This is a genomic window from Actinomycetospora sp. CA-084318 (assembly GCF_050955885.1).
Taxonomy (GTDB): domain Bacteria; phylum Actinomycetota; class Actinomycetes; order Mycobacteriales; family Pseudonocardiaceae; genus Actinomycetospora.
In genome coordinates this window covers 2,996,980-3,017,827 of the sequence record NZ_CP192098.1, presented here as the reverse complement: position 1 = coordinate 3,017,827, position 20,848 = coordinate 2,996,980, and the positions used below count along the sequence as shown (strand labels likewise).

General features: G+C 76.0%; 19 protein-coding genes and 2 pseudogenes. 14 read left to right on the top strand and 7 right to left on the bottom strand.

What is annotated here, in order from left to right; translation table 11 throughout:
* Positions 1–5: 5 nt before the first annotated feature.
* Positions 6–446, bottom strand: a complete 441-nt coding sequence (locus ACQPYX_RS14650) for a hypothetical protein (protein WP_433803612.1) — start codon at positions 444–446, stop codon at positions 6–8.
* A 101-nt stretch (positions 447–547) separates the two neighbouring features.
* Here ACQPYX_RS14650 and ACQPYX_RS14645 point away from each other — a divergent pair.
* Positions 548–1,567: pseudogene (locus ACQPYX_RS14645) on the top strand (GNAT family N-acetyltransferase); the annotation flags it as partial.
* A gap of 62 nt (positions 1,568–1,629) precedes the next feature.
* Here ACQPYX_RS14645 and ACQPYX_RS14640 read toward each other — a convergent pair.
* The 4 genes from ACQPYX_RS14640 to ACQPYX_RS14625 are packed head-to-tail and all read right to left on the bottom strand — an operon-like array spanning position 1,630 to position 7,167.
* On the bottom strand, positions 1,630–2,844 hold the full coding sequence (locus ACQPYX_RS14640; RefSeq protein WP_433803611.1) for a glycosyltransferase family 4 protein: 1,215 nt from the start codon (positions 2,842–2,844) through the stop codon (positions 1,630–1,632).
* A complete protein-coding gene (locus ACQPYX_RS14635; RefSeq protein ID WP_433803610.1) occupies positions 2,841–3,878 on the bottom strand; it encodes a GNAT family N-acetyltransferase in 1,038 nt (345 codons plus the stop codon). Before ACQPYX_RS14635 ends, ACQPYX_RS14640 begins: the two co-directional genes overlap by 4 nt.
* Entirely contained in the window at positions 3,875–5,314 is a 1,440-nt protein-coding gene (locus ACQPYX_RS14630) for an oligosaccharide flippase family protein (RefSeq protein ID WP_433803609.1), read from the bottom strand. The genes ACQPYX_RS14635 and ACQPYX_RS14630 overlap by 4 nt, the downstream gene beginning before the upstream one ends.
* Before the next feature lie 5 nt (positions 5,315–5,319).
* Complete coding sequence (locus ACQPYX_RS14625) at positions 5,320–7,167, bottom strand: glycosyltransferase (protein ID WP_433803608.1); 1,848 nt, start codon at positions 7,165–7,167, stop codon at positions 5,320–5,322.
* 182 nt (positions 7,168–7,349) lie between these two features.
* On the opposite strand from ACQPYX_RS14625, the gene ACQPYX_RS14620 reads away from it, so the two are divergent.
* From ACQPYX_RS14620 to ACQPYX_RS14610, 3 genes are all read left to right on the top strand, one after another.
* Positions 7,350–8,375 (top strand): methylenetetrahydrofolate reductase C-terminal domain-containing protein, encoded by a 1,026-nt coding sequence (locus ACQPYX_RS14620; protein WP_433803607.1) that lies wholly within the window; start codon positions 7,350–7,352, stop codon positions 8,373–8,375.
* 11 nt (positions 8,376–8,386) lie between these two features.
* Positions 8,387–9,151 carry a class I SAM-dependent methyltransferase gene (locus tag ACQPYX_RS14615; protein ID WP_433803606.1) on the top strand — a complete coding sequence of 255 codons (765 nt, stop codon included), beginning with the start codon at positions 8,387–8,389 and terminating at the stop codon, positions 9,149–9,151.
* 175 nt (positions 9,152–9,326) lie between these two features.
* Positions 9,327–9,662 (top strand): hypothetical protein, encoded by a 336-nt coding sequence (locus ACQPYX_RS14610; RefSeq protein ID WP_433803605.1) that lies wholly within the window; start codon positions 9,327–9,329, stop codon positions 9,660–9,662.
* Between the two features lie 69 nt (positions 9,663–9,731).
* On the opposite strand, the gene ACQPYX_RS14605 is transcribed toward ACQPYX_RS14610, so the two are convergent.
* Together ACQPYX_RS14605 and gltB are read right to left on the bottom strand one after the other, a co-directional pair.
* Positions 9,732–11,195: a glutamate synthase subunit beta gene (locus ACQPYX_RS14605; RefSeq protein ID WP_433803604.1), complete on the bottom strand. Its 1,464-nt coding sequence runs from the start codon at positions 11,193–11,195 to the stop codon at positions 9,732–9,734.
* Complete coding sequence (gltB, locus tag ACQPYX_RS14600; RefSeq protein WP_433803603.1) at positions 11,188–15,861, bottom strand: glutamate synthase large subunit; 4,674 nt, start codon at positions 15,859–15,861, stop codon at positions 11,188–11,190. Before gltB ends, ACQPYX_RS14605 begins: the two co-directional genes overlap by 8 nt.
* 708 nt (positions 15,862–16,569) lie before the next feature.
* On the opposite strand from gltB, the pseudogene ACQPYX_RS14595 reads away from it, so the two are divergent.
* The 10 genes and pseudogenes from ACQPYX_RS14595 to amaP form a co-directional block, all read left to right on the top strand.
* Positions 16,570–16,749, top strand: a pseudogene (locus ACQPYX_RS14595) (DUF3072 domain-containing protein); the annotation flags it as partial.
* Complete coding sequence (locus tag ACQPYX_RS14590) at positions 16,735–16,941, top strand: DUF3072 domain-containing protein (protein WP_433803723.1); 207 nt, start codon at positions 16,735–16,737, stop codon at positions 16,939–16,941. The pseudogene ACQPYX_RS14595 and the gene ACQPYX_RS14590, both read left to right, overlap by 15 nt.
* Positions 16,938–17,687 carry a pyrimidine reductase family protein gene (locus tag ACQPYX_RS14585; RefSeq protein WP_433803602.1) on the top strand — a complete coding sequence of 250 codons (750 nt, stop codon included), beginning with the start codon at positions 16,938–16,940 and terminating at the stop codon, positions 17,685–17,687. Before ACQPYX_RS14590 ends, ACQPYX_RS14585 begins: the two co-directional genes overlap by 4 nt.
* Positions 17,688–17,806: 119 nt before the next feature.
* A complete protein-coding gene (locus ACQPYX_RS14580; protein ID WP_433803601.1) occupies positions 17,807–18,292 on the top strand; it encodes an Asp23/Gls24 family envelope stress response protein in 486 nt (161 codons plus the stop codon).
* On the top strand, positions 18,289–18,726 hold the full coding sequence (locus ACQPYX_RS14575) for a hypothetical protein (protein ID WP_433803600.1): 438 nt from the start codon (positions 18,289–18,291) through the stop codon (positions 18,724–18,726). The genes ACQPYX_RS14580 and ACQPYX_RS14575 overlap by 4 nt, the downstream gene beginning before the upstream one ends.
* A complete protein-coding gene (locus tag ACQPYX_RS14570; protein WP_433803599.1) occupies positions 18,723–19,064 on the top strand; it encodes a hypothetical protein in 342 nt (113 codons plus the stop codon). The genes ACQPYX_RS14575 and ACQPYX_RS14570 overlap by 4 nt, the downstream gene beginning before the upstream one ends.
* Before the next feature lie 28 nt (positions 19,065–19,092).
* A complete protein-coding gene (locus ACQPYX_RS14565; protein ID WP_018334428.1) occupies positions 19,093–19,272 on the top strand; it encodes a hypothetical protein in 180 nt (59 codons plus the stop codon).
* Positions 19,269–19,700, top strand: coding sequence for an Asp23/Gls24 family envelope stress response protein (locus ACQPYX_RS14560; RefSeq protein WP_433803598.1), 432 nt, complete (start codon positions 19,269–19,271; stop codon positions 19,698–19,700). The genes ACQPYX_RS14565 and ACQPYX_RS14560 overlap by 4 nt, the downstream gene beginning before the upstream one ends.
* Positions 19,700–20,233, top strand: a complete 534-nt coding sequence (locus ACQPYX_RS14555; protein ID WP_433803597.1) for a DUF6286 domain-containing protein — start codon at positions 19,700–19,702, stop codon at positions 20,231–20,233. Before ACQPYX_RS14560 ends, ACQPYX_RS14555 begins: the two co-directional genes overlap by 1 nt.
* Positions 20,230–20,832, top strand: a complete 603-nt coding sequence (gene amaP / locus ACQPYX_RS14550; RefSeq protein WP_433803596.1) for an alkaline shock response membrane anchor protein AmaP — start codon at positions 20,230–20,232, stop codon at positions 20,830–20,832. The genes ACQPYX_RS14555 and amaP overlap by 4 nt, the downstream gene beginning before the upstream one ends.
* The last annotated feature ends 16 nt before the right edge of the window (positions 20,833–20,848 follow it).

Here is a 20,848-nt window from a genome sequence, read left to right as displayed (position 1 = left end):
CACCGTCACCGGGCACCGCCGACCACGGCGCCGGTGGAGTACGCGGGGCCGACGCTGAAGCCGACGTAGGCGGCGATCCCGCCGCCCACGAGCAGCACGAACACGAGCAGGGCGACGAGGACGGCGGTCGCGGGGCGGCGGGCGCGGACCGGCGGGGCGACCGGGACCGGCCCCGACGGCGGGCCCCACGGCACCGGGGCGCCGGCCAGGCCGGCGGGCCCGGACGGCGCGACGAGCGGCGGGACCGGGTAGGCGCGGGGCCCCGGATACCCGACCGGGACCCGGGGCGGGAGCGCCCGGGGAGGAGGAGCACAGGGCACCGGGCGGCGCACGCCGACGACCGGCGCGGGGACTCCCAGCGGCACCGTCGCCTCGGGGTCCCGGGTCGGCACCGACACGGTGGGCGCGTCGAGGGCGGAGGGCCGGGGGAAGGCGATGACGGTCATGGCGGGCTCCTCGCGGATCGGGCGGCGGGCTGGGCGGCGGGCTGGGTGGCGGGCTGGGCGGTGCGGCCCCTGAAGCGTCGCGTCGCGCGGCCCGCCGGCCGATGGTGCGAGCCCTGCGACCGGGGTGGGGCCAGCCCCACCCGTGGCCCGTCACGCTCCCCGCCCGGGCCGCCACGGAGGGCAACGCCGCTGGTCAGGGGCCTGCGGGGCCGCTAGCGTCCCGACGGGTGGTGAGCCGAGCGCTGCGTGTCCCCGACCCGGAGCTGGCTGCGCGCTGGGACGCCCTCGCCGTCGCCACCGGGGCCGCGCCCTTCGACCGGCCGGGCTGGCTCGACGCCTGGGCGCAGGCCTTCGGCCGGGCGGACGCGATGCGGGCGCTGACCGTCGAGCGCGGTGGCGAGCTCGTCGCGGTGCTGCCCCTGACCGCCCGTCCGTGGGGGCTCCGCTCCCCCACGAACCACGAGACCGCGCGGTTCACCCCGGTCGTCGCCGACGCGGACGCCGCCGCCGAGCTCGCCGACCGGCTCGCGCACCTCGGCCGGCCGGTGGACCTGTCCGCGCTCCCCGCCGAGCACGTCGCGACGGCCGCGCTGCGCGCCACCGGGCGGCCGGTCCTCGAGCGGCCGGTCTGCCGGTCCCCCTGGATCGACACCACCGGCACCCCCGAGGCGTTCCTGCGACGGCTCTCGAAGAACCGCCGCCACGGGCTGCGTCGCCTGCGGCACCGGATGGCCGACGCCGGCACGGTCACCCTCGACCTCGACGACGGGTCGCGGGACCTCGCCGCGCGACTCGACGAGGGGTTCCGGCTCGAGGCCCGCGCGTGGAAGCTCGCCGCCGGGTCCGCGATCCGGTCCTCCCCCGCCGCGGTGCGGTTCTACTCCGAGGCCGCCCGGTGGGCCGCCGGGCACGACCTGCTGCGGCTCGCGTTCCTGCGCATCGACGGCCGGGCGGTGGCCTTCGGCTACTGCCTGCGCGCCCACCGCACCCTGCACTTCCTCAAGCTGGGCATGGCCGACGACGCCGCGAAGCTCGGGCCGGGGGTGGTCCTCACCCACCACCTCGTCGACCACTGCTGCGCCGACCCGGAGCTCGACGACCTCGACCTGCTCGGCGACGCCGAGGCCTACAAGGCCGACCTCGCGAGCGGCGTCCGCGCCCAGGTCCGGCTGCAGCTCTTCGGTCACCGCCTCACGGGCACGGCCCACCGCACCGCCCTGGCGACGGCCGCGCGGGCGCGCACCGGGATCGTCGCGCGGCTGACCCCGGAGACCCGCGACCGGCTCTCGACCGCCCGCAACCGGCTCCGCTCGGCCACCACCAGGTCGTCCACCAGCGCCGACCAGCGCTCCTCGGTGATCCTCCGGTCGTAGGCGAGGCTCCGCTCCCGCGCCGACCGACCCGCCGCCGCCCGCCGCCCGGGGTCCGCGAGCAGGCCCGCGATCGCCGCCCGCAGCGCCGGCACCGAGAACGCGGGCACCGCGACCCCGGCCTCGTCGCCGATCCACCCGAGCCGTTCCAGGTCGAAGTGCACCACCGGCCGGCCGTGCGCCATCGCCTCGAGGGCGGTGAGGCAGAACGTCTCGTACCGCGACGGCACGACCATCACCGCGCACCGGCGCAGCGCGGCCTCCTTCGCGGGCCCGTCCACCCGGCCCAGCCGCCGCACGCGCGGGTCGTCGGCGACGAGCGCGTCCAGCCGGGCCTCCTCGGCGGGGGTGCCGGCGCCCGCGATCTCGAGCCACGCGTCGTCGGGAAGGGCCTCGAGCAGCAGGTCCAGCCCCTTCTGCCGCACGTCGATCCGCCCCAGGAACAGCAGCCCGGTCCCGACGGCGGGGGTGGTCGTCGCCGGCAGGTCGACGCCGTTGGGCAGCACGGTCACCGTCGCGCGTGGAGCGGCGGTCGCGACGAGGGCGGCGTCGACGTCGTTCAGCACGACGAGGTGGCGGTACAGGGCGAGCCCGCGGCGCTCGACGGCCTCGAACGGCAGGTGGTAGCGGCGCGCCATGTCCGCGCCGCACAGCATCTGCACCAGCCCCACCACCGGGCAGCGCGCCGTGAGCGGCAGCAGGCTCGCCGACACCGGCGGGGTGAGGCTCTCGATCCACAGGTGCGGGCGCACCACGAGCGCGAGCAGCGGGACGAGCAGCGAGAACACGACCTGTCCGCCGCGCGGGCCCGCCCAGCCGACGGGCAGGTGGACGTAAGGGACGCCGTCGCGCTGCCCGGAGCGCGCGCCGCGGTAGGAGCCGCAGTAGACGGTGACGTCGTGCCCGTCGGCGTGCAGCCGCGCCGCGACCCGGGCGACCACCGCGGCCCCGCCGCCGCCGTAGTGCGGGTTGCCGACGTCGTCGTAGATCGACAGCACGACCCGGCCCACGCGGCCCGCCCGGCTCACGACGCCCTCCGCCACCGCGACACCGCACCGAGGGCCGACCGCGCGGCCTGCTCGGCGCGGGAGAACGGCAGCCGCTCGAAGCGCAACGCGGCGTAGGGCACGGCCACGGCACCGAAGTAGCGCTTGAAGTGCTCGGGGCCCGACCCGGCGTCGGACTCGCCCATGTGGAACCACCGGGCGCCGGCGGCGCACGCGTCCTGGATGGCGAGCGAGTGCAGCAGGTAGGTCGCGAGCGTCTCGCGGGCGATGCCGGTCGTGTCCATCGCGCACATCCAGCCGAGCGCGTGGCGGGTGCCGGGCTCGTGCAGCACGACGTTGGCCGCGACCGGCGCGCCGTCGCGCAGCACCGACCAGACCACGCACCGCTCGCCGAGCGCGCGGGCCGCGGCGGCGACCTGACCGGGCCGGTCACGGCGGGCCGCGAGGGCGCGGGCGAGCGGGAGGGGCTGCCCCCGGTCCGCGGCCCAGCGGTCGACCGACTGCGCGTAGAGCGTGCGGAAGACGTCGAGCCCGCGCGGGTCGGGGTCGGCGCCGGTCTCGCGGCGGACGTCGAGCTCGAACCGCTCGGCCTTGCGCACCGAGTTGCGGGCCTGGCGGCGGAAGCCCCTGGCCCAGAGCTCGTCCCAGCCGGGCGCGAGGTCGACGACCTGTGCGGTGTACGGGACGCGCGTCGCGTCGGCGCCGGCGGCCTCCGCCCACACCGCGCCGCGCAGCGGCATCGGGACCACGGAGCGGAGCAGCGCGGGCCGGCGGCGCAGGTCGGCGAGGACGTACCGCGCGTCGGCGACGGTGAGCTCCCCGCCCTCGACGATCGCGCCGCCGTAGCCCCAGGCGTAGGGCCACGACTCCTCCGACAGCCCGGTGCGGCCCACCAGCGGCAGCACCAGGCGGCGGCCGTCGGGCAGCGTGTGGAGCCGGGACGCGTCGCGGTGGCCGCGGGCTGCGAGGGCGTCGGACCAGGCCGGGGACTGGGTGACGACGGCGTCCGGGTCGGCGTCGTACACCTCCTGGTGGACGGTGCGGGGGACGGTCATCGGGTCACCTCGGTCGGACGGGCGAGCAGGAGCGGGAGGACGAACAGGGCGTAGGCGAGCAGGCCCGCCCCGACGACGGCGAGGGCGGCCGGGGTGGGCAGACCCGCGGCGAGCAGGAGCACCACGACGAGGACCGCCACCGCCCCGCTCCACCGGGCCGCTCCCGGCGTCCGGAGCGTGGGGCGCAGCTCGCGCAGGACGGCCGCGCCGAGCAGCACGACCGTGGTCCAGGTGCCGACCGCGAAGGCCCCCGCGGCGCCGAGGGCGCCGTGCGCGGGGACGAGCAGGAGCAGCGCAGCGGCCTGCGCGGCCACCGCGACGGGCACGCGGCGGGCCACCGTCGCGGCGTGGCCGCGGGCGAACAGCGCCTTGAGCAGCATGTCGGCGAGCAGCAGGCCGGTGGTGCCGAGGGTGAGCACGCGGACCGGGCCGGCGGCGGCGGCGTAGGCGCCGGGCAGGACGACGTCGAGCACCGGGCCGGGGGCGACGAGCAGCACGAGCTGCCCGGGGACCAGGACCAGCGGCACCCAGCGCAGCGCGCCGAGCAGCGCCCGCCGGGCGGCCGCGGCGGTCGGGGCCGCGGCGATGAACGGGAACGCGGCGTCGGAGAGGGCCGACCCGACGAAGAACGGCGCCCGGGCCAGGACCGCGGCGGCCTGGTAGACCCCGACGACGGCGAGCGGGACCCCGGCGACGCCGAGCGCGAGCACGTCGAGGGTGCCCAGCAGCCCGAACCCGGTGGTGCTGACCGCCATCGGCACGGCGGCCGCGACGACCCCGGGGCGGCGGCCGGACCCGGGCCGGGCCGGGCGGCGCAGCCGGTCCGCGCCGGCGACGGCCGCGACCAGTGCGGCGGCGACGGCTCCGGCGAGCAGCGCGGCGGCGACCCCGCCCACGCCGTACCCGGCGACCCCGACGGCGCCGAGCGCGGCGAGGACCTTGACCACGATCTCGGCGACCCGGGTCGCCCCGACGGCGTCGAACCGGCGGGCGCCCTGGAGGGCGCCGACCAGCACCGCGACGACGGCGAGGACCACGATCGTGGCCGCGGCGAGCAGCGTCGGGACGGGCCCGACACCCGGCAGGACGACGCCGGTGGTCAGCTGCACCGCCGCGAACGCCCCGGCGAGCACGATCCCGAGGACGACGTTGCCGACCAGGGCGGCGCGGACGGCCGCGGGGTCGGGCCCGGTCTCCGCGCCCCGGGCCGTCGCGCGGGCCAGGGCCCACGGGAAGCCGGCGGCGAGCACCGAGGTGGCGAGCAGGAGCAGGTTCAGCAGGACCCCGACGGCGCCGAAGCCCTCGGTGGGCAGGAGCCAGGCCAGGGCGAGCCCGAGGCCGTAGTTCAGCGCGGCGGTGGTGGCGACGGCGCCGAGCAGGACGACGCTGCCGCCGCCCGCCCCGCGCTGCGTGCGGAGCACGCCGACGGTGGACATCGCGCTCACCCGGCCCGGCGCAGCGTCGGGGCGGCGGTCCGGACGCGGCGGCCGCGGGCCCGGAGGGTGGCCGTCACGGCGGCCTCGTAACGCTCGACGCAGGCGTCCCAGCCCAGGCCCTCGGCGCGGCGGCGGGCGCGGCGGGAGAGCACCGCGAGCCGGGCGCGGTCCCCGGCGAGGGCGAGCAGGGCCGCCCCGAGGGCGTCGGCGTCCCGGGTCGGGACCACCACGCCGGCGTGGTCGACGAGGTCGCGGACCCCGGGCAGGTCGGACACCACCGGGACGCACCCGGCCGCCATCCCCTCGAGCACGACGAGGCCGAACGCCTCCGCCCGGGTGACCGAGGGCAGGACGACCACGTCGTGGGTGTCGTACGCACGGTGCAGATCCTGGTCGCTGACCCGGCCGAGGAACAGGACGTTGTCACTCGAATCGGCGAGTCGCTCGTAGTCGACTCGATGCGCTCCGTCACCGATGAGGGTGAGCTGCAGCTCGGGACGGCCGGCCACGGCCGGGATCAGCCACTCCAGCCCCTTGTACGGGCGCATCTGGCCGACGAACAGGACCTTCAGGGGCCCGTCGGTCCGGGGGCGGGTCGGCAGCGGGCGCAGGTCGACGCCCCAGGGCACGACCTCGACCGGCGGGCCGCCCGCACGGCGCTGCGCGTCGGCGTAGTACTGCGAGGTGGTGAGGATGCGGTCGGCGCGACCGGACAGGACCCGGTGCAGGCGGTTGTAGAGCTCCGACAACGTCTCGGCGCCGCGCACGGCCAGGGCGCTGTGGTGGGTGTAGACCACCGGGACGCCGCGCCGGGCGCCCGCGAGGAGCAGGACGACGTCGCTCATCGTGGGGACCGGCCCGTGCAGGTTGACCACGTCGTACTGCGCGATCGTGCGGGCGACCCGCCGCCAGTGCGCGAGGAGCGGACTGAAGCGGTACTCGCCGAGCATCAGCCGCGGCATCTGGACCGAGGACAGGACGTCGACGGTGTGCCCGCGCCCGCGCAGGCCGACGGTGAGGCGCTCCACGCAGCGCGAGATGCCGGAGACGATCGGCGGGGCCTCGCTGGTGATCACGAGGATCCGGAGGGGCCCGTCCGCCGCCGGCGCGACGACCGGCGTCCGACGCAGGGCCCGGAGGTGGCGCAGGAAGCGCAGGCCCTCCCGCGCGGTCGACTTCGAGGCCTCGGCGTGGCGCGGCGCGAAGGTGAACGGCACCTCGGCGATCCGGGTGAGCCCGGAGCGGACCACCAGCTCGAGCAGGATCTTGTAGCCGATGGGGTCGACGGCGTCGAGGTCGAGCGCGGCCCGGCGCACCGCGAAGAAGCCCGACAGCGGGTCGCTCATCGCGCCGACCGCTCCGCCGAGCAGCTGCGCGGCGAGCGCCTTCGACGCCCGCGACACGACGTGCCGGTAGGTCGAGCCGAGCCCCGATCCGTCGCCGTTCCCGGCGTAGCGGGTCGCGACGACGACGTCGTGCCCCGGGGCGGCGGCGAGCAGCCGGGGGATCGTCGCGGGCGGGTGCTGGAGGTCGCCGTCCATGACGACCGCCCAGTCGGCCCGCGCGGCCCGCAGACCGACCACGACCGCGCCCCCGAGGCCGCCGGTCGGCTCGTCGCGGTGGACGACCGTGAGCGCGAACGGGACGCGGTCCGCGGCGGCGCGGGCCCGGGCGGCGGTGTCGTCGCGGGAGTCGTCGACGACGATCACCTCGGCGCCGGCGGGCAGCGCCGCGGCGAGCCGGTCCATCAGGGCGTCGACGTTGCCCGCCTCGTCGAAGGTGGGGACGACGACGGACACGACCGGGTGGCCGACGGCGGGGGTGGCGGGGTGCGGGGCGGTCGCGGTGAGCATGGTGTCGGGCCTCCTCGGTGGTCGTCGCGATCCGGCGGTGACGAGGAGAACTCTGCTGGTCAGAGGCTTGCGCGCCGATCGGGTCGCCCCCCGCGGCCTCGGGGCGGACCCCCGGATCCGAGGTAGGGAGGACCCCCTGTCGGGCAGGGGTGCGACGGGTCCGCACGGGGCACCCCGGCGCGGTGATCAGCTGTCCGAAGCGGATGCGGTTCGGGCCGTGCGGCGGGGTCCGCCCCTCCGGGGCCTGCGAGCTCGACGAGGCACTGCCCTGCCCGTGGACGTCCGGCTCGCCGGTGCTCGCCTGGGACGGCCCGGAGCCGGACGCCCCCGCGGTGGTCGACCCGCCGCTCGTGCTCTCCGACCTCTCGGTGCCCGCCCGCGACCCCGCCACCCTGCGGGCGGTCGCCGACCGGCTCGCCCTCGGGTCGGACGCGGTGCTGGTCGCCGACCTGCACGACCGCGCTGACTTCCCGCCGACGATGCTCGCCGCCGCGCTGCTCGACGCCGGCGTCCGGCCGTGGGTCACCCTGACCTGCCGGGACCGTAACCGGGTGGTGCTCGAGCAGGAGGTCGTCGGCCTGGCGGCGCTCGGCGTCGGCGGGGTGCTGTGCGTGACCGGGGACAGCCGGCCCGGCAGCGGCGCGGGCACCACGGTCGGGGCGGGGGCCACCCAGGTCTTCGACCTCGACGCGACCCGGCTCGCGCACCTCGCGGCCTCGGCCGGGCTCGTCGCGACCGTCACCGCCGCCCCGGCCGCGCCGCCGCACGCGGGCCGCGCCGCGGGCCTCGCGGCCAAGCAGGCCGCCGGCGCCCGGCTCGTCGTCACCAACCACGTCGCCGCACCGGCCGTGCTCGCGGACTTCCTGGCGGCGGGCCGCGCGGCCGGGGTGGACCTCCCGGTGATCGCCGGGGTCGCCGTGTTCACCGACGCCGCCACCGCCCGCGGGCTGGCCGACCTGCCCGGACTCGACCTCGACCCGGAGGCGGTCGCGACCGTGCTCGACGCCGACGACCCGGTCGAGGCCGGGATCGCGGTGGCCGTCGCGGAGGCCCGGGCACTGCTCGCGCTCGACGGGGTCGTCGGGGTGAATCTCTCCGGTGTCGGCTCGAGCGCCGGCTGGGTACCAGCGGCCGATCTGAAGGCCGAGGTGGGGCGACGCGTGCGCGCGGCCCACCAGGCGGAGAGCGCGGCCCTCCGCCCCGGGTGAGGGAGCGTGGGGTGCAGGAGGCGCTGGAGGTCGAGTTCGACACCGTCGCGGCGTGGACCGAGGAGGCGGTCGCCGAGCTCGGGACCGACTACGCGATCCCGGCCGCGTGCCGGGGGTCCGGGCGGCCCGCCGACCTGGCGTGGCTCGCCGACGGTCTGGAGCTGACCGACGGCGACCGGTTCCTCGACGCCGGGGCGGGGCTCGGCGGACCGACCGCCTGGCTGGTGACCGAGTACTCGTGGCGCTGGCGGGGGCCGGTGGTGCTCGCCGAACCGATGGTGCACGCCGCGACGGCCTCGGTCCGGCTCTTCGGCCACCCCGCCGTCGCGGCCTGGACCGAGGAGCTCCCCCTCGCCGACGACGACGTGGACGCCGCGTGGGCCCTCGGCGTGCTCGACACGGTGCCGGACAAGCGGGCGGTGCTCACCGAACTGCACCGGGTGCTGCGCCCCGGCGGGCGGCTGGGCCTGCTCGTGCTCGTCGCCCGCGGGGAGCGGGCGGCCGAACTGGAGTCGAACTCCTTCCCCACCGACGTCGACCTGCACCGCGACCTGGCCGCCACCGGGTTCCGGGTGCACGACCGGGTCGAGGCTTCGACGCTGCCCGACGCGCCGGCGCCGTGGACCGAGCGCGCCGACACCGTGGAGCGGTTCCTCGCCGACCGGCACGCCGACGACCCGGCCTGGCACCAGGCGCAGGAGCAGACGGCCGTGCTCGGCGGGCTCCTCGACTCCCGCGACGTCGTCATCGTGCTGCTGCGCTGCTCGGCGGAGTGAGCTCCGCCCCAGCGCCTGACGGTACAGCCGGTCGAGTGACCGCCGGTGGAGTGGACCGCCGGACGCGGAATCGGTTCAGCCCGGCGCGGGTACCTGCGTGTCGGCTGGCCCGCGGGGGCGTTCTGCCGTTGTCCTGGACAGGCCGCTCCCACCCCGGGGGCAGGAGGAGGAATCCGTGACGTACGACGCGGTCAGCGCCTACACCGTGCTGCTCGGGGACGGGGTCGGCCCGACCACCGTGAGCGTGCACGGCAGCGCCGTGGACGCCTGGGCGGCCCTCGCGGCCGCCGTGGGGGCGACCCCGGCCGCGGCCCCGCGCCGCCGGTTCGGCTTCCGCCCGGCCGTGGCGGTCGTGCCCCGCGACGGGCTCGCGCAGGACGAGGTGCACGACGCCGCCGAGGCGTGGCGCACGGTGGACCCGGAGCGCCGGTTCTGGCAGGTGACCTCGCACCGGCTGCAGGTCACCGTGCCGGCGATCAACACCGAGCCGCTGGTGAGCCGTTCGGCCTAGTCCCCGAACGAGCGAACGGCACCCTCGCAGCATCTATGTGCGCGAGAGTGCCGTTCGTTCGGAACAGGGTCAGGCGAACGCCCGGTCCCCCGGGTTGATCGGCCGCGGCAGCACCGTGCGGCCGGTCAGCTTCTCGTCCACGCCGCGGGCGGCCGAGCGGCCCTCCGCGATGGCCCACACGATGAGCGACTGCCCGCGCCCGGCGTCGCCGGCCACGAACACGTTCGGCACCGAGGTCTCGTAGGACGCGTCCCGACGCACGTTGCCGCGCTCGTCGAGCTCGACCCCCAGCGCCTCGACCAGGCCCTCGCGCTGCGGGCCGAGGAAGCCCATCGCGAGGAACACCAGGTCGGCCGGGAGCTCGCGCTCGCTGCCCTCGACCGGCTCGAACGTCCCGCCGACCCGCTGCACGTCGACGAGCTTGAGCGCCCGCAGGTTCCCGTGGTCGTCGCCGAGGAACTCCTCGGTGTTGACCGAGAACAGCCGCTCGCCGCCCTCCTCGTGCGCCGAGGACACCCGGAAGATCGCCGGGTAGGTCGGCCACGGGTTGGTGGCGGGCCGCTCGGAGGGCGGGATCGGCATGATCTCGAGCTGGGTCACCGACGCGGCGCCCTGACGGTGCGCGGTCCCGACGCAGTCGGCGCCGGTGTCACCGCCGCCGATCACGACGACGTGCTTGCCCTCGGCGTCGATGTCCGAGCGGGAGTAGTCGCCCTGCTGCACCCGGTTCGACGGGGGCAGGTACTCCATGGCCTGGTGCACGCCGTGGTTCTCCCGGCCCGGGATGGGCAGGTCGCGCCAGGCGGTGGCCCCGACGGCGAGCACGATGGCGTCGAACCGCTCCTGCAGCTCGGCCACGGAGAGGTCGTGCTCCCCCGCGCCGCCGATCTCGACGCCCGCGACGAAGCGCGTGCCCTCGGCCGCCATCTGCCCGAGGCGCCGGTCCAGCCGCCGCTTCTCCATCTTGAACTCGGGGATGCCGTAGCGGAGCAGCCCGCCGATGCGGTCGGCCTTCTCGTAGACGGTGACGTCGTGCCCGGCCCGGGTCAGCTGCTGGGCGGTGGCGAGGCCCGAGGGCCCGGAGCCGATCACGGCGACCGAGAAGCCGGTCTTCGTCTCGGGGAGCTCGGGGCGGACCCAGCCCTCCTCCCAGGCGCGGTCGATGATCTCGATCTCGACCTGCTTGATCGTCACCGGGTCGTTGTTGATCCCGAGCACGCACGCCGCCTCGCACGGGGCGGGGCACAGCGTCCCGGTGAACTCCGGGAAGTTGTTCGTCGCGTGCAGGCGCTCGATGGCCTCGGACCAGTCGTCGCGCCAGACCAGGTCGTTCCACTCGGGGATCATGTTCCCGAGCGGGCAGCCCTGGTGGCAGAACGGGATGCCGCAGTCCATGCAGCGCCCGGCCTGCTTCTTCAACGTGGTCTCGTTGAGCTCCTCGTAGACCTCGTGCCAGTCCTTCAGGCGCAGGTCGACGGGCCGGCGCCGCGGCAGTTCGCGGCCGGTGGTCATGAAACCGCGGGGGTCAGCCACGAGCCGCCTCCATGATCGCGTCGTTGACGTCACGACCGTCGCGCTCGGCGTCGGCGGTCGCCTCCAGCACCCGCTTGAAGTCCACGGGCATCACCTTGGTGAACCGCATCGCGGCGGCCTCCCAGTCGGTCAGCAGACCGTGCGCGACGGCGGAGTCGGTCGCCGCGTAGTGCTTCTCCACCAGGGCGCGCAGCTCGTCGAGGTCGGCGGCGCCCGGCACCTCCAGCTCCACCATCTGGTGGTTCACCCGCTGCTCGGGCAGGTCGAGCACGTAGGCCACGCCGCCGGACATGCCGGCCGCGAAGTTCCGCCCGATCGGCCCGAGGATCACCGCGCGGCCGCCGGTCATGTACTCGCAGCCGTGGTCGCCCACGCCCTCGACGACCGCGTGCGCCCCGGAGTTGCGCACGCAGAAGCGCTCGCCGACCTTGCCGCGCAGGAAGATCTCGCCCTCGGTGGCGCCGTAGGCGATGACGTTGCCCGCGACGATGTTCTCCTCGGCGACGAGCGGGGCGTCCGGGTGCGGCCGCACGCTGATGCGCCCGCCGGAGAGGCCCTTGCCGCAGAAGTCGTTGGTGTCGCCGACCAGCCGCAGGGTGACCCCGCGCGGCAGGAACGCACCGAACGACTGCCCGCCGGAGCCGGTGAAGGTGACGTCGATGGTGTCGTCGGGCAGACCCGCACCACCCCACCGCTTCGTGACCTCGCTGCCGAGCATCGTGCCGACGGTGCGGTTGACGTTGCGCACCGGCAGCTCGAGGCGCACCGGCGACCCGTCGGCCAGCGCGCCCTCGGCGAGCTGGATGAGGGTGTGGTCGAGCGCCTTCTCGAGGCCGTGGTCCTGGTTCTTCGAGCAGTACAGGGTCTGCTCGGCGTAGGACCCGTGCAGCTCCGGGCGGTGCAGGATCGGCGCCAGGTCGAGACCCTCGGCCTTCCAGTGCGACTCCGCCGCGCGGGTGTCCAGCACCTCGGTGTGGCCGATGGCCTCCTCGAGGGACCGGAAGCCCAGCGCCGCGAGGTGCTCGCGCACCTCCTGGGCGATGAACTCCATGAAGGCGACGACGTAGTCGGCCTTGCCGTCGAACTTCGCGCGCAGCTTCGGGTTCTGCGTCGCGACGCCGACCGGACAGGTGTCGAGGTGGCAGACGCGCATCATGATGCAGCCCGAGACCACCAGCGGCGCCGTCGCGAAGCCGTACTCCTCGGCCCCGAGGAGCGCGGCGATCATCACGTCGCGACCGGTCTTCAGCTGGCCGTCGGTCTGCACGACGATCCGGTCGCGCAGCCCGTTGAGCAGCAGCGTCTGCTGGGTCTCGGCGAGGCCGAGCTCCCAGGGCCCGCCCGCGTGCTTGATCGACGACAGCGGCGAGGCGCCGGTCCCGCCGTCGTGCCCGGAGATGAGCACGACGTCGGCCTTGGCCTTCGACACGCCGGCCGCGACCGTCCCGACCCCGACCTGGCTGACCAGCTTCACGTGGACCCGCGCCGCCGGGTTGGCGTTCTTCAGGTCGTGGATCAGCTGGGCGATGTCCTCGATCGAGTAGATGTCGTGGTGCGGGGGTGGGCTGATCAGGCCCACACCCGGCGTCGAGAACCGGGTCTTCGCGATCCAGGGGTAGACCTTGTGGCCGGGCAGCTGGCCGCCCTCGCCGGGCTTGGCGCCCTGCGCGATCTTGATCTGGATGTCGTCGGCGTTGACCAGGTACTCGCTGGTCACGCCGAAGCGCCCGGAGGCCACCTGCTTGACGGCGGACCGGCGCGAGTCCCCGCTCGGGTCGCGGGTGAAGCGGGACGGATCCTCCCCGCCCTCGCCGGTGTTCGAGCGGCCGCCGAGGCGGTTCATCGCGATCGCGAGGACCTCGTGCATCTCCTGCGAGATCGACCCGTAGGAGATGGCGCCGGTGTTGAACCGCCGGACGATCGCGGAGACCGGCTCGACCTCCTCGATCGGCACCGGGGTCCGCTCCCCGTCCTTGAACCCGAACAGGCCGCGCAGCGTGAGCAGCGAGCTCGACTGTTCGTCGACGGCGCGGGTGTACTCCTTGAACGTGTCGTAGTTCTGGGTGCGGGTGGAGTGCTGCAGCTTGAACACCGTGTGCGGGTTGAACACGTGCAGCTCGCCCTCGCGGCGCCACTGGTACTCGCCCCCGACCACGAGCTCGCGGTGCGCGGCGTGCACGCCGTCGGCCGGCCACGCCACCCGGTGGCGGACCGCGACCTCCTCGGCGAGGACCTCGTAGGAGATCCCGCCCAGGCGCGAGGTGGTGCCGGCGAAGCAGTCCTCGACGACCTCGTCGCCGAGACCGATCGCCTCGAAGATCTGCGCCCCGATGTAGGACGCGACCGTCGAGACGCCCATCTTGCTCATGATCTTGCGGACGCCCTTGGCGAGCGCCTCGACGACGTTGCGGGTCGCGGTGGGCACGCCGACCCCGGTGATGACGCCGCGGTCGATGAGGTCGGCGACCGAGTCGAGTGCGAGGTAGGGGTTCACCGCGGAGGCGCCGTAGCCCAGCAGCAGCGCGACGTGGTGGGTCTCGCGCACGTCGCCGGCCTCGACGACGAGGTCGACCCGGGTCCGGGTCTTCTCCCGCACGAGGTGCTGGTGCACCGCGCCGGTGAGCAGCAGCGACGGGATCGGCGCGAACCGGGCGTCGGAGTTGCGGTCGGACAGGATGATCACGCGGGCGCCCTCGGCGATCGCGGACGACACCTCGGCGCGGATCTCGGCCAGCCGGGCGCGCAGCGCGTCGCCGCCGCCGGCGACCTCGTAGAGCCCGGACACCACGTGCGGCGCGAACCCGGGCAGGTTGCCGTCGTCGTTGATCCCGACCAGCTGCGCGAGCTCGTCGTCGTCGATCACCGGCAGCGGCAGCACCACGCGGCGGCAGGACGCGGGCGAGACCTCGAGCAGGTTGGTCTCGGAGCCGAGCTGGACCTGCAGCGAGGTGACGAGCTCCTCGCGGTAGGCGTCCAGCGGCGGGTTCGTCACCTGGGCGAACAGCTGGGTGAAGTAGTCGAACAGCGACCGGCTGCGGGCGGAGAAGGCCGCGAGCGGGGCGTCGTTGCCCATCGAGCCGGTGGCCTCGGCGCCGCCGGTGGCCATCGGGCGCAGGAGCAGCGTGAGCTCCTCGCCGGTGTAGCCGAAGGTCTGCTGGCGGCGGACCAGGACGTCGTGGTCGAACGGCACGCGGTGGCGGGCCGGCAGGTCGGCCAGCTCGATCATCCCGGCGTGCAGCCACTCGCCGTACGGGTGCTCGGCGGCCAGCTCGCCCTTGATCTCGTCGTCGTCGACGATGCGCCGCCCGACGGTGTCGACGAGGAACATGCGGCCCGGCTCCAGGCGGCCCTTGCGGACGATCGCCGACGGCTCGATGTCGAGCACGCCGACCTCCGACCCGAGCACGACCAGGCCGTCCTCGGTGACCCAGTAGCGGGCGGGGCGCAGGCCGTTGCGGTCGAGCACGGCGCCGATCACGGAGCCGTCGGTGAACGCCGCGAGGGCGGGGCCGTCCCAGGCCTCCATCAGCGTGGAGTGGTACCGGTAGAAGGCCCGGCGCGCCGGGTCCATCTCGGTGTGGTTCTCCCACGCCTCCGGGATCATCATCAGCACCGCGTGCGGCAGCGACCGCCCGCCCAGGTGCAGCAGCTCGAGGACCTCGTCGAAGCTGGCCGAGTCGCTCGCGCCGGGCGTGACGATCGGGAAGAGCCGGTCCATGTCGTACTTGGAGAAGGCGCCGGTCGAGAGCATCGACTCGCGGGCCCGCATCCAGTTGCGGTTGCCGCGCAGCGTGTTGATCTCGCCGTTGTGGGCGAGGTAGCGGTACGGGTGCGCGAGGCCCCAGGCCGGGAAGGTGTTCGTCGAGAACCGGCTGTGCACCAGCGCGATCGAGCTGGTGGTCCGCTCGTCGGTCAGGTCGGCGTAGAACGGGCCGAGCTGCTCCTCGGCGAGCATGCCCTTGTAGACCACGGTGCGGCTGGACAGCGACGGGAAGTAGGTCTCGCAGCCCGCGTCCCGGGTCTCGTGCTCGGTGCGCTTGCGCAGCGCGAAGGCGCGCCGCTCCATCGTCAGCTCGATGCCGGCCTCGTCGTCGCCCGCGTTCGGGGTGTCGACGACGGTGTCCACCTCGGCGGGGAGGCCGATGAACAGCTGGCGGAACGTCGGCATGACCGTCCGGGCCGTCGGGCCGATGCCCGCGCCGTCCGGGTCGACCGGCAGGTCGCGCCAGGCGAGGACCTCGACGCCCTCCTCGGCGGCGAGCCGCTCGACGACGGCGGTGGCCTCGGCGGCGCGCTCCGGGTCCGCGGGCAGGAACGCGATGCCCGCGGCGTAGCGGCCGACCTCGGGCAGCGTGACGCCCTGCTCGGCGAGCACCGGACGGTAGAGCCCGTCCGGGAGCTGGATGAGGATCCCCGCGCCGTCGCCGGTCGCGTGCTCGGCGCCGCGCGCGCCGCGGTGCTCGAGGTTGATCAGGGCGGTCAGGCCCTTCGCGACGATCCCGTGGTCCCGGCGGCCCGCGATGTCGGCGACGAAGGAGACCCCGCACGCGTCGTGCTCGTGGGCCGGGTCGTAGAGGCCCTGGGCGGCGGCGCCGCTCGTGGGGCTGGTGGCAGGGGTCGTGGTGGCGGCGGTGCCGTCGGCGGCAGCCCCGGAGGTGATGGTCACGGCCTCGTGCCCTCCCGTCGTCGTCGTGTGGTGGTCCCGGACCTGGTCCGGGGGGAGACTCTGTGCCGGGTCGGTCCCGGAGCGGGTCGGTGGGCGGCACGCTGGTGCCGCCCGGCGGCGGGCGGTGTCGGGTCGGGCTGGGTTCGGGCCGGCTCCGGCGGCCGGGACGCGTCCGTGCGGCCCGCGCCGGACGTCGTGGCCGTGTGGTGGCCGAAGCAACCTGACGTTAACGGTGGTGATCGCCGAGCGCACGCGTGCGCAGGGGATTCGAATCGTGCTGATCGCCACGTTCCGGCAACGGTCCCGTCGCCCGGTGGTCCCCCGGCCGTGACGACGCTGTCACGCGGGACGGTGCTGCGTGGTGGGGTGCGGCGGCCGGCGCCCCGCGCGGGATCACCGCGGCGGGCGGCCGGTCCCGGTCGTCCGACGGCGCCTGCCGCAGCCCGATCTGCGGGGTCCGTCGGGTATCGGGACCCCGGTGTCGGGGTATGCCGCTACCGTGTCGAACGGGTGTTCGACCGTGTGGCGGGTCTGTGCCGACCCGCGGTCCGGTCGTCGCCCGTCACCAGCCGACCACGCCGCACGACGGCCGAGACCTCGGGAGCCATCATGAGCGAGACCGACACGCGGGACAGTCTGCCGGGCGACACGCCGTCCGGCCAAGACCCCTCCCGTCACGCGGGCGTCACACCTCCGGATCCGCACGAGGTGAAGCAGCAGGGCGAGGGCTCCGCCGCGGAGAAGGATCCGGCGAACTGGGTCACCGGCGACGAGCCGATGACCGGTCCGCAGGCCAGCTACCTGGAGACCCTCGCGCAGCAGGCGGGCGAGGAGCCGCCCACCGGCCTGACGAAGGCGCAGGCCTCCGACGAGATCGAACGCCTGCAGGGCTCGGCCGACCCGTCGACGCAGGAACGGCCCACCGGCGAGTGGGTCACCGGGGACGAGCCGATGACCGGTCCGCAGGCGAGCTACCTGGAGACGCTGGCCCAGCGGGCCGGGGAGGAGCCGCCGGCCGACCTGACCAAGTCGCAGGCCTCCCGCGCCATCGACGACCTGCAGAAGCGCACGCAGGAGTGAGGCACGTCTGGCCGCCCGGGGGTCCCGACGGCGAGCTCGACCGGGACGCCCTCGCGGCGCTCTACGCCCACCCGGCGCCCGCCGACCGCCCGTTCGTCCGGGTGAACTTCGCCGCCAGCGCCGACGGCGCGGTCAGCGTCGACGGGCGCTCGACGGGCCTCGACGCCCCCGGCGACCGGACGGTGTTCGGCCTGCTCCGGGAGCTGGCGGACGTGATCGTGGCCGGGTCGGGGACGGTCCTCGCGGAGGACTACCGCGGGGCCCGGACCTCGGAGGCGCTGCGGGCCCGCCGGCGGGCGCGTGGTCAGGCCGAGGTCCCGCCGGTCGCGGTCGTCACCGCGTCGCCCGTCCTCGACCCGGCGGCGGCGTTGTTCACCGACACCACGGTCCCCCCGCTGGTCGTGACGACCGCCGCGGCCGCCCCGGCGGCCACGCACCGCTACGGCGCGGTGGCCGACGTCGTCGCCGCGGGCGACCTCTCCCCCGCGGCCGTGCTCGACGCCCTCGCCGCCCGGGGGCTGCACCGCGTGCTGTGCGAGGGCGGGCCCGCCCTGTTCGGCTCGTTCGCCGCGGCCGGACGGGTCGACGAGCTCTGCCTCTCGGTGGCGCCGTCGCTGGTCGGGGCCGGGCCGGGCCGCATCCTCGCCGGTCCGGAGCTGCCCGCTCCGGTCGGCCTGCGGCTCGCCGCGGCCCTCGCGCACGACGACGGCCTCCTGCTCCGGTACACCGTTCGTCCGTTCGGGTGACAATCCGTGACGTCTCCCGGGCGCCCGGCGTCCGACGGGTAGTCGGCCGCGCACACGCGGCCGCACCGTCCGGCAGGACACGGACCGTCCCCGATCCCCTGCGCAGAGGAGCGCCCCTCATGACGACCCCTTCCGACTCGGCCACGACCACGCCGGCCGCGCCGCGGACCGGCGGCGCCACTCCGTCCCGCCTCGCGGACGACTCGGGGCAGGGCAAGACCACGATCGCCTCCGGCGTCGTGCAGAAGATCGCCGGCATCGCCGCGCGCGAGGTCTCGGGCGTCTACTCCATGGGCGGCGGCGTCTCGCGCGCCTTCGGCGCGATCCGCGAGCGCATCCCCGGCGGCACCGGCACCTCGCAGGCCGCGGGCGTCCAGGTGGAGGTCGGCGAGAAGCAGGCCGCGATCGACCTCGACATCGTCGTCGAGTACGGCGCCGGCATCGTCGAGCTGGCCCGCGCGGTCCGCCGCAACGTCATCGGTGCCGTCGAGCAGATGACCGGCCTCGAGGTCATCGAGGTCAACATCGCCGTCAACGACATCCACATGCCCGGCGACGAGGACGACGCGCAGCCCGCGCCCGCCCCGACCTCGCGGGTCGAGTGAGCGGCCCCGCCGGGCGGGGCCCGGCCCCCGGCGCCGTGCCGCCCCGCGGGCCGCAGGTGGACACGGCCGCGGCCGCAGGCGTGCGGGCCATGTCGCCCGGGTCCGCCGACGCGCCCGGCCGCGGCTCGCTCTCCGAGCGCGTCGCGGGGGCCCTGCTCGCCCACCCCGACGTCGTCCGGCTCTCCGGCGGCACCTTCGGGGCGGTCGCGACCTACCTGCCCGGACGCCGGCTCGTCGGGGTCGCCCTCGGTGACGGGGACGAGCCCGCGCGGATCAGCGTGGTGCTCCGGCTCGGGGCGCGCGTGCGGCCCACCGCCGAGGCACTGCGCGCGCTGGTGGCCGCCGAGACCGGTGCCCGCCGGGTCGACGTCGTCGTCACCGACCTCGCCGACCCGACGGACCCGACCGACCCCGCCGCGGCGCCGGCACCGTGAGCGCCCCGCAGACCCCGGCCGGCGAGTTCCGGGCCTTCGTCCGCCGGCACCACCCCGACGTGGGCGGCGACCCGGAGGTCTTCCGCCGGGGTCTGGCGGCGTTCCGCGCCGGGCGGTCCCCGTTCGAGGCCGTCGGGACCTCCGTGGGCGATCCCGACGGCGGCTCCGGCCCCCGCACCGACGTGCCGCACGGGTGGCGGATCGCCGACGACGACCCGCGGCTCGACGCCCCGATCGTCGCGGTCTCCGGTCACGTCGTCCCCCGCACCCTGCGGGCCGGCCGCCGCTGGCTGGGCCGCGCCCCCCTCAACCCGGTCCGTACCCGCCGGGTCGTCTGACCCCCACCCTCGATCTCGGGAGCACACCATGAGTGCCACCACGGCCGGCCTGTTCGTCGGCCTCCTGCTGGGCGTCGCGGCCGCCGCCGGCGGTCTCGTCGGGTTCTTCATCGCCCTCGTGCTCGGCATCCTGGGCCTCGTCGTCGGGCGGGTGCTCGACGGCGAGCTCGACATCACGCAGTTCACCGGCCGCGGTCGCGACCGATGAGCACCCCGGCCTCGGACGCGACGACGCCCGTGCCCGTCGTCGCGTCCCCGTCCGTGCGGGCCGACGGTGACGAGGCGGGCGAGCGCGGGCGGCTCGACATCTCCTTCGGCGTCGTGCGCCGCATCGCCGAGCACGCCGCCGACTCGACCGAGGGCACGGTGCGCACCGAGCGGCGCGTCGCCGGACTGGGCTTCGGGGAGGCCGGGGCGTCCGCGAAGGTCTCCGGCTACGGCGACCAGGTCGACGTGCGCCTCGAGGTCCCGCTGGCCTACCCCGCGCCGATCGCGCTGACCGTCGACGCGGTGCGCGGCAACGTCCGGGAGCGCGTGCAGACGCTCACCGGGTACGCGGTGCGCTCGCTCGACGTCACCGTCTCGGCCCTGTCCGTCCCGGCCGGTCCCGCGGCCCCGACCTCCCGGGTGCAGTGATGCGTGTCCTCCTGCGGCTGCTCTCGCCGCTGCTCGGCCTGCTCGTCGCCGCCGTCGGCGTGCTCACCGCGCTCGAGGTGATCGTCGCCTGGGTCGCGCCGTCGTCCTCGCCGCTGGTGGTGCCGTGGCCGACCTGGCAGGCCGCCGTGCAGGGCCTGACCTGGTCGTCGGGCACCGTCCGGGGCATCGCGATCGGGGTCGCCGTCGTCGGGCTGCTCGTGCTGCTCGTCGGCCTGGTCGCCCGCCGCCACGACGTCGCGCTCACCGAGCCGGTCCCCGAGGTCACCGTGACCACGTCGCCGCGCTCGCTCGCCCGCGCCGTGGGCCACGAGGTCCGCTCGCACGCCGAGGTGGTCTCCGCGTCGGTGGTGGCCTCGCAGAAGAAGGTCGTGGTGCGCGCCGGGACCCTCGACACCCCGGAGGAAGTGCGGACCGCGGTGCGCGAACGCGTCGACGAGGTCCTCGGCCGGCTGCCCCTCGCCCGTCGCCCGCGGGTGTCCGTCACCGTCGCCGCCACGAAGGGGGTCAAGTGAGCCGCCGCTCCCGGGCCGCCGTCGCCCGCTCCGCCGCGGGCGACCGCACGCTCGTCGTCCTGTCCGGGCTCGTCCTGCTCGCCCTCGGCGTGCTGGTCGTCCTGCTCGGGGCGGGCGTCTTCGGGTCCAACCGCGCCCAGCGCCCGCTGTTCGACCCCGTCCTCACCGGGTGGGTCTCCGCGAACGTCGACGCGAGCCGCTGGATCGCGATCGCCGCGGGCGTCGTCCTGCTCGTCCTCGGGCTGGTGTGGGCGGTGCGCTCGCTGCGCCCCGAGCCCCGGCCCGACGTCGTGCTCTCCGAGACCCCCGGGGAGCGCCTCACGGTGGACCACTCCGCCATCGCCGACGCCGTCCGGCACGACGCCGAGGCCATCGACGGGGTGAGCCGGGCCCGCGTGCGGATGGTCGGCACGGAGCGGAGGCCCGCGCTGCGGATGTCGCTGTGGCTGATCGAGGGCACCGACGTCCGCGACGTGTGGGCCGACATCGACGGCCGGGTCCTCGCCCGCGCCCGACAGGCGTTCGCCGTGGACGCGCTGCCCACCGCGGTCCGGCTCGAGCTCGACGCCGCGGCCTCGCGCAGCCCGCGCGTGCAGTAGCCGCGCCGCGTTCGGG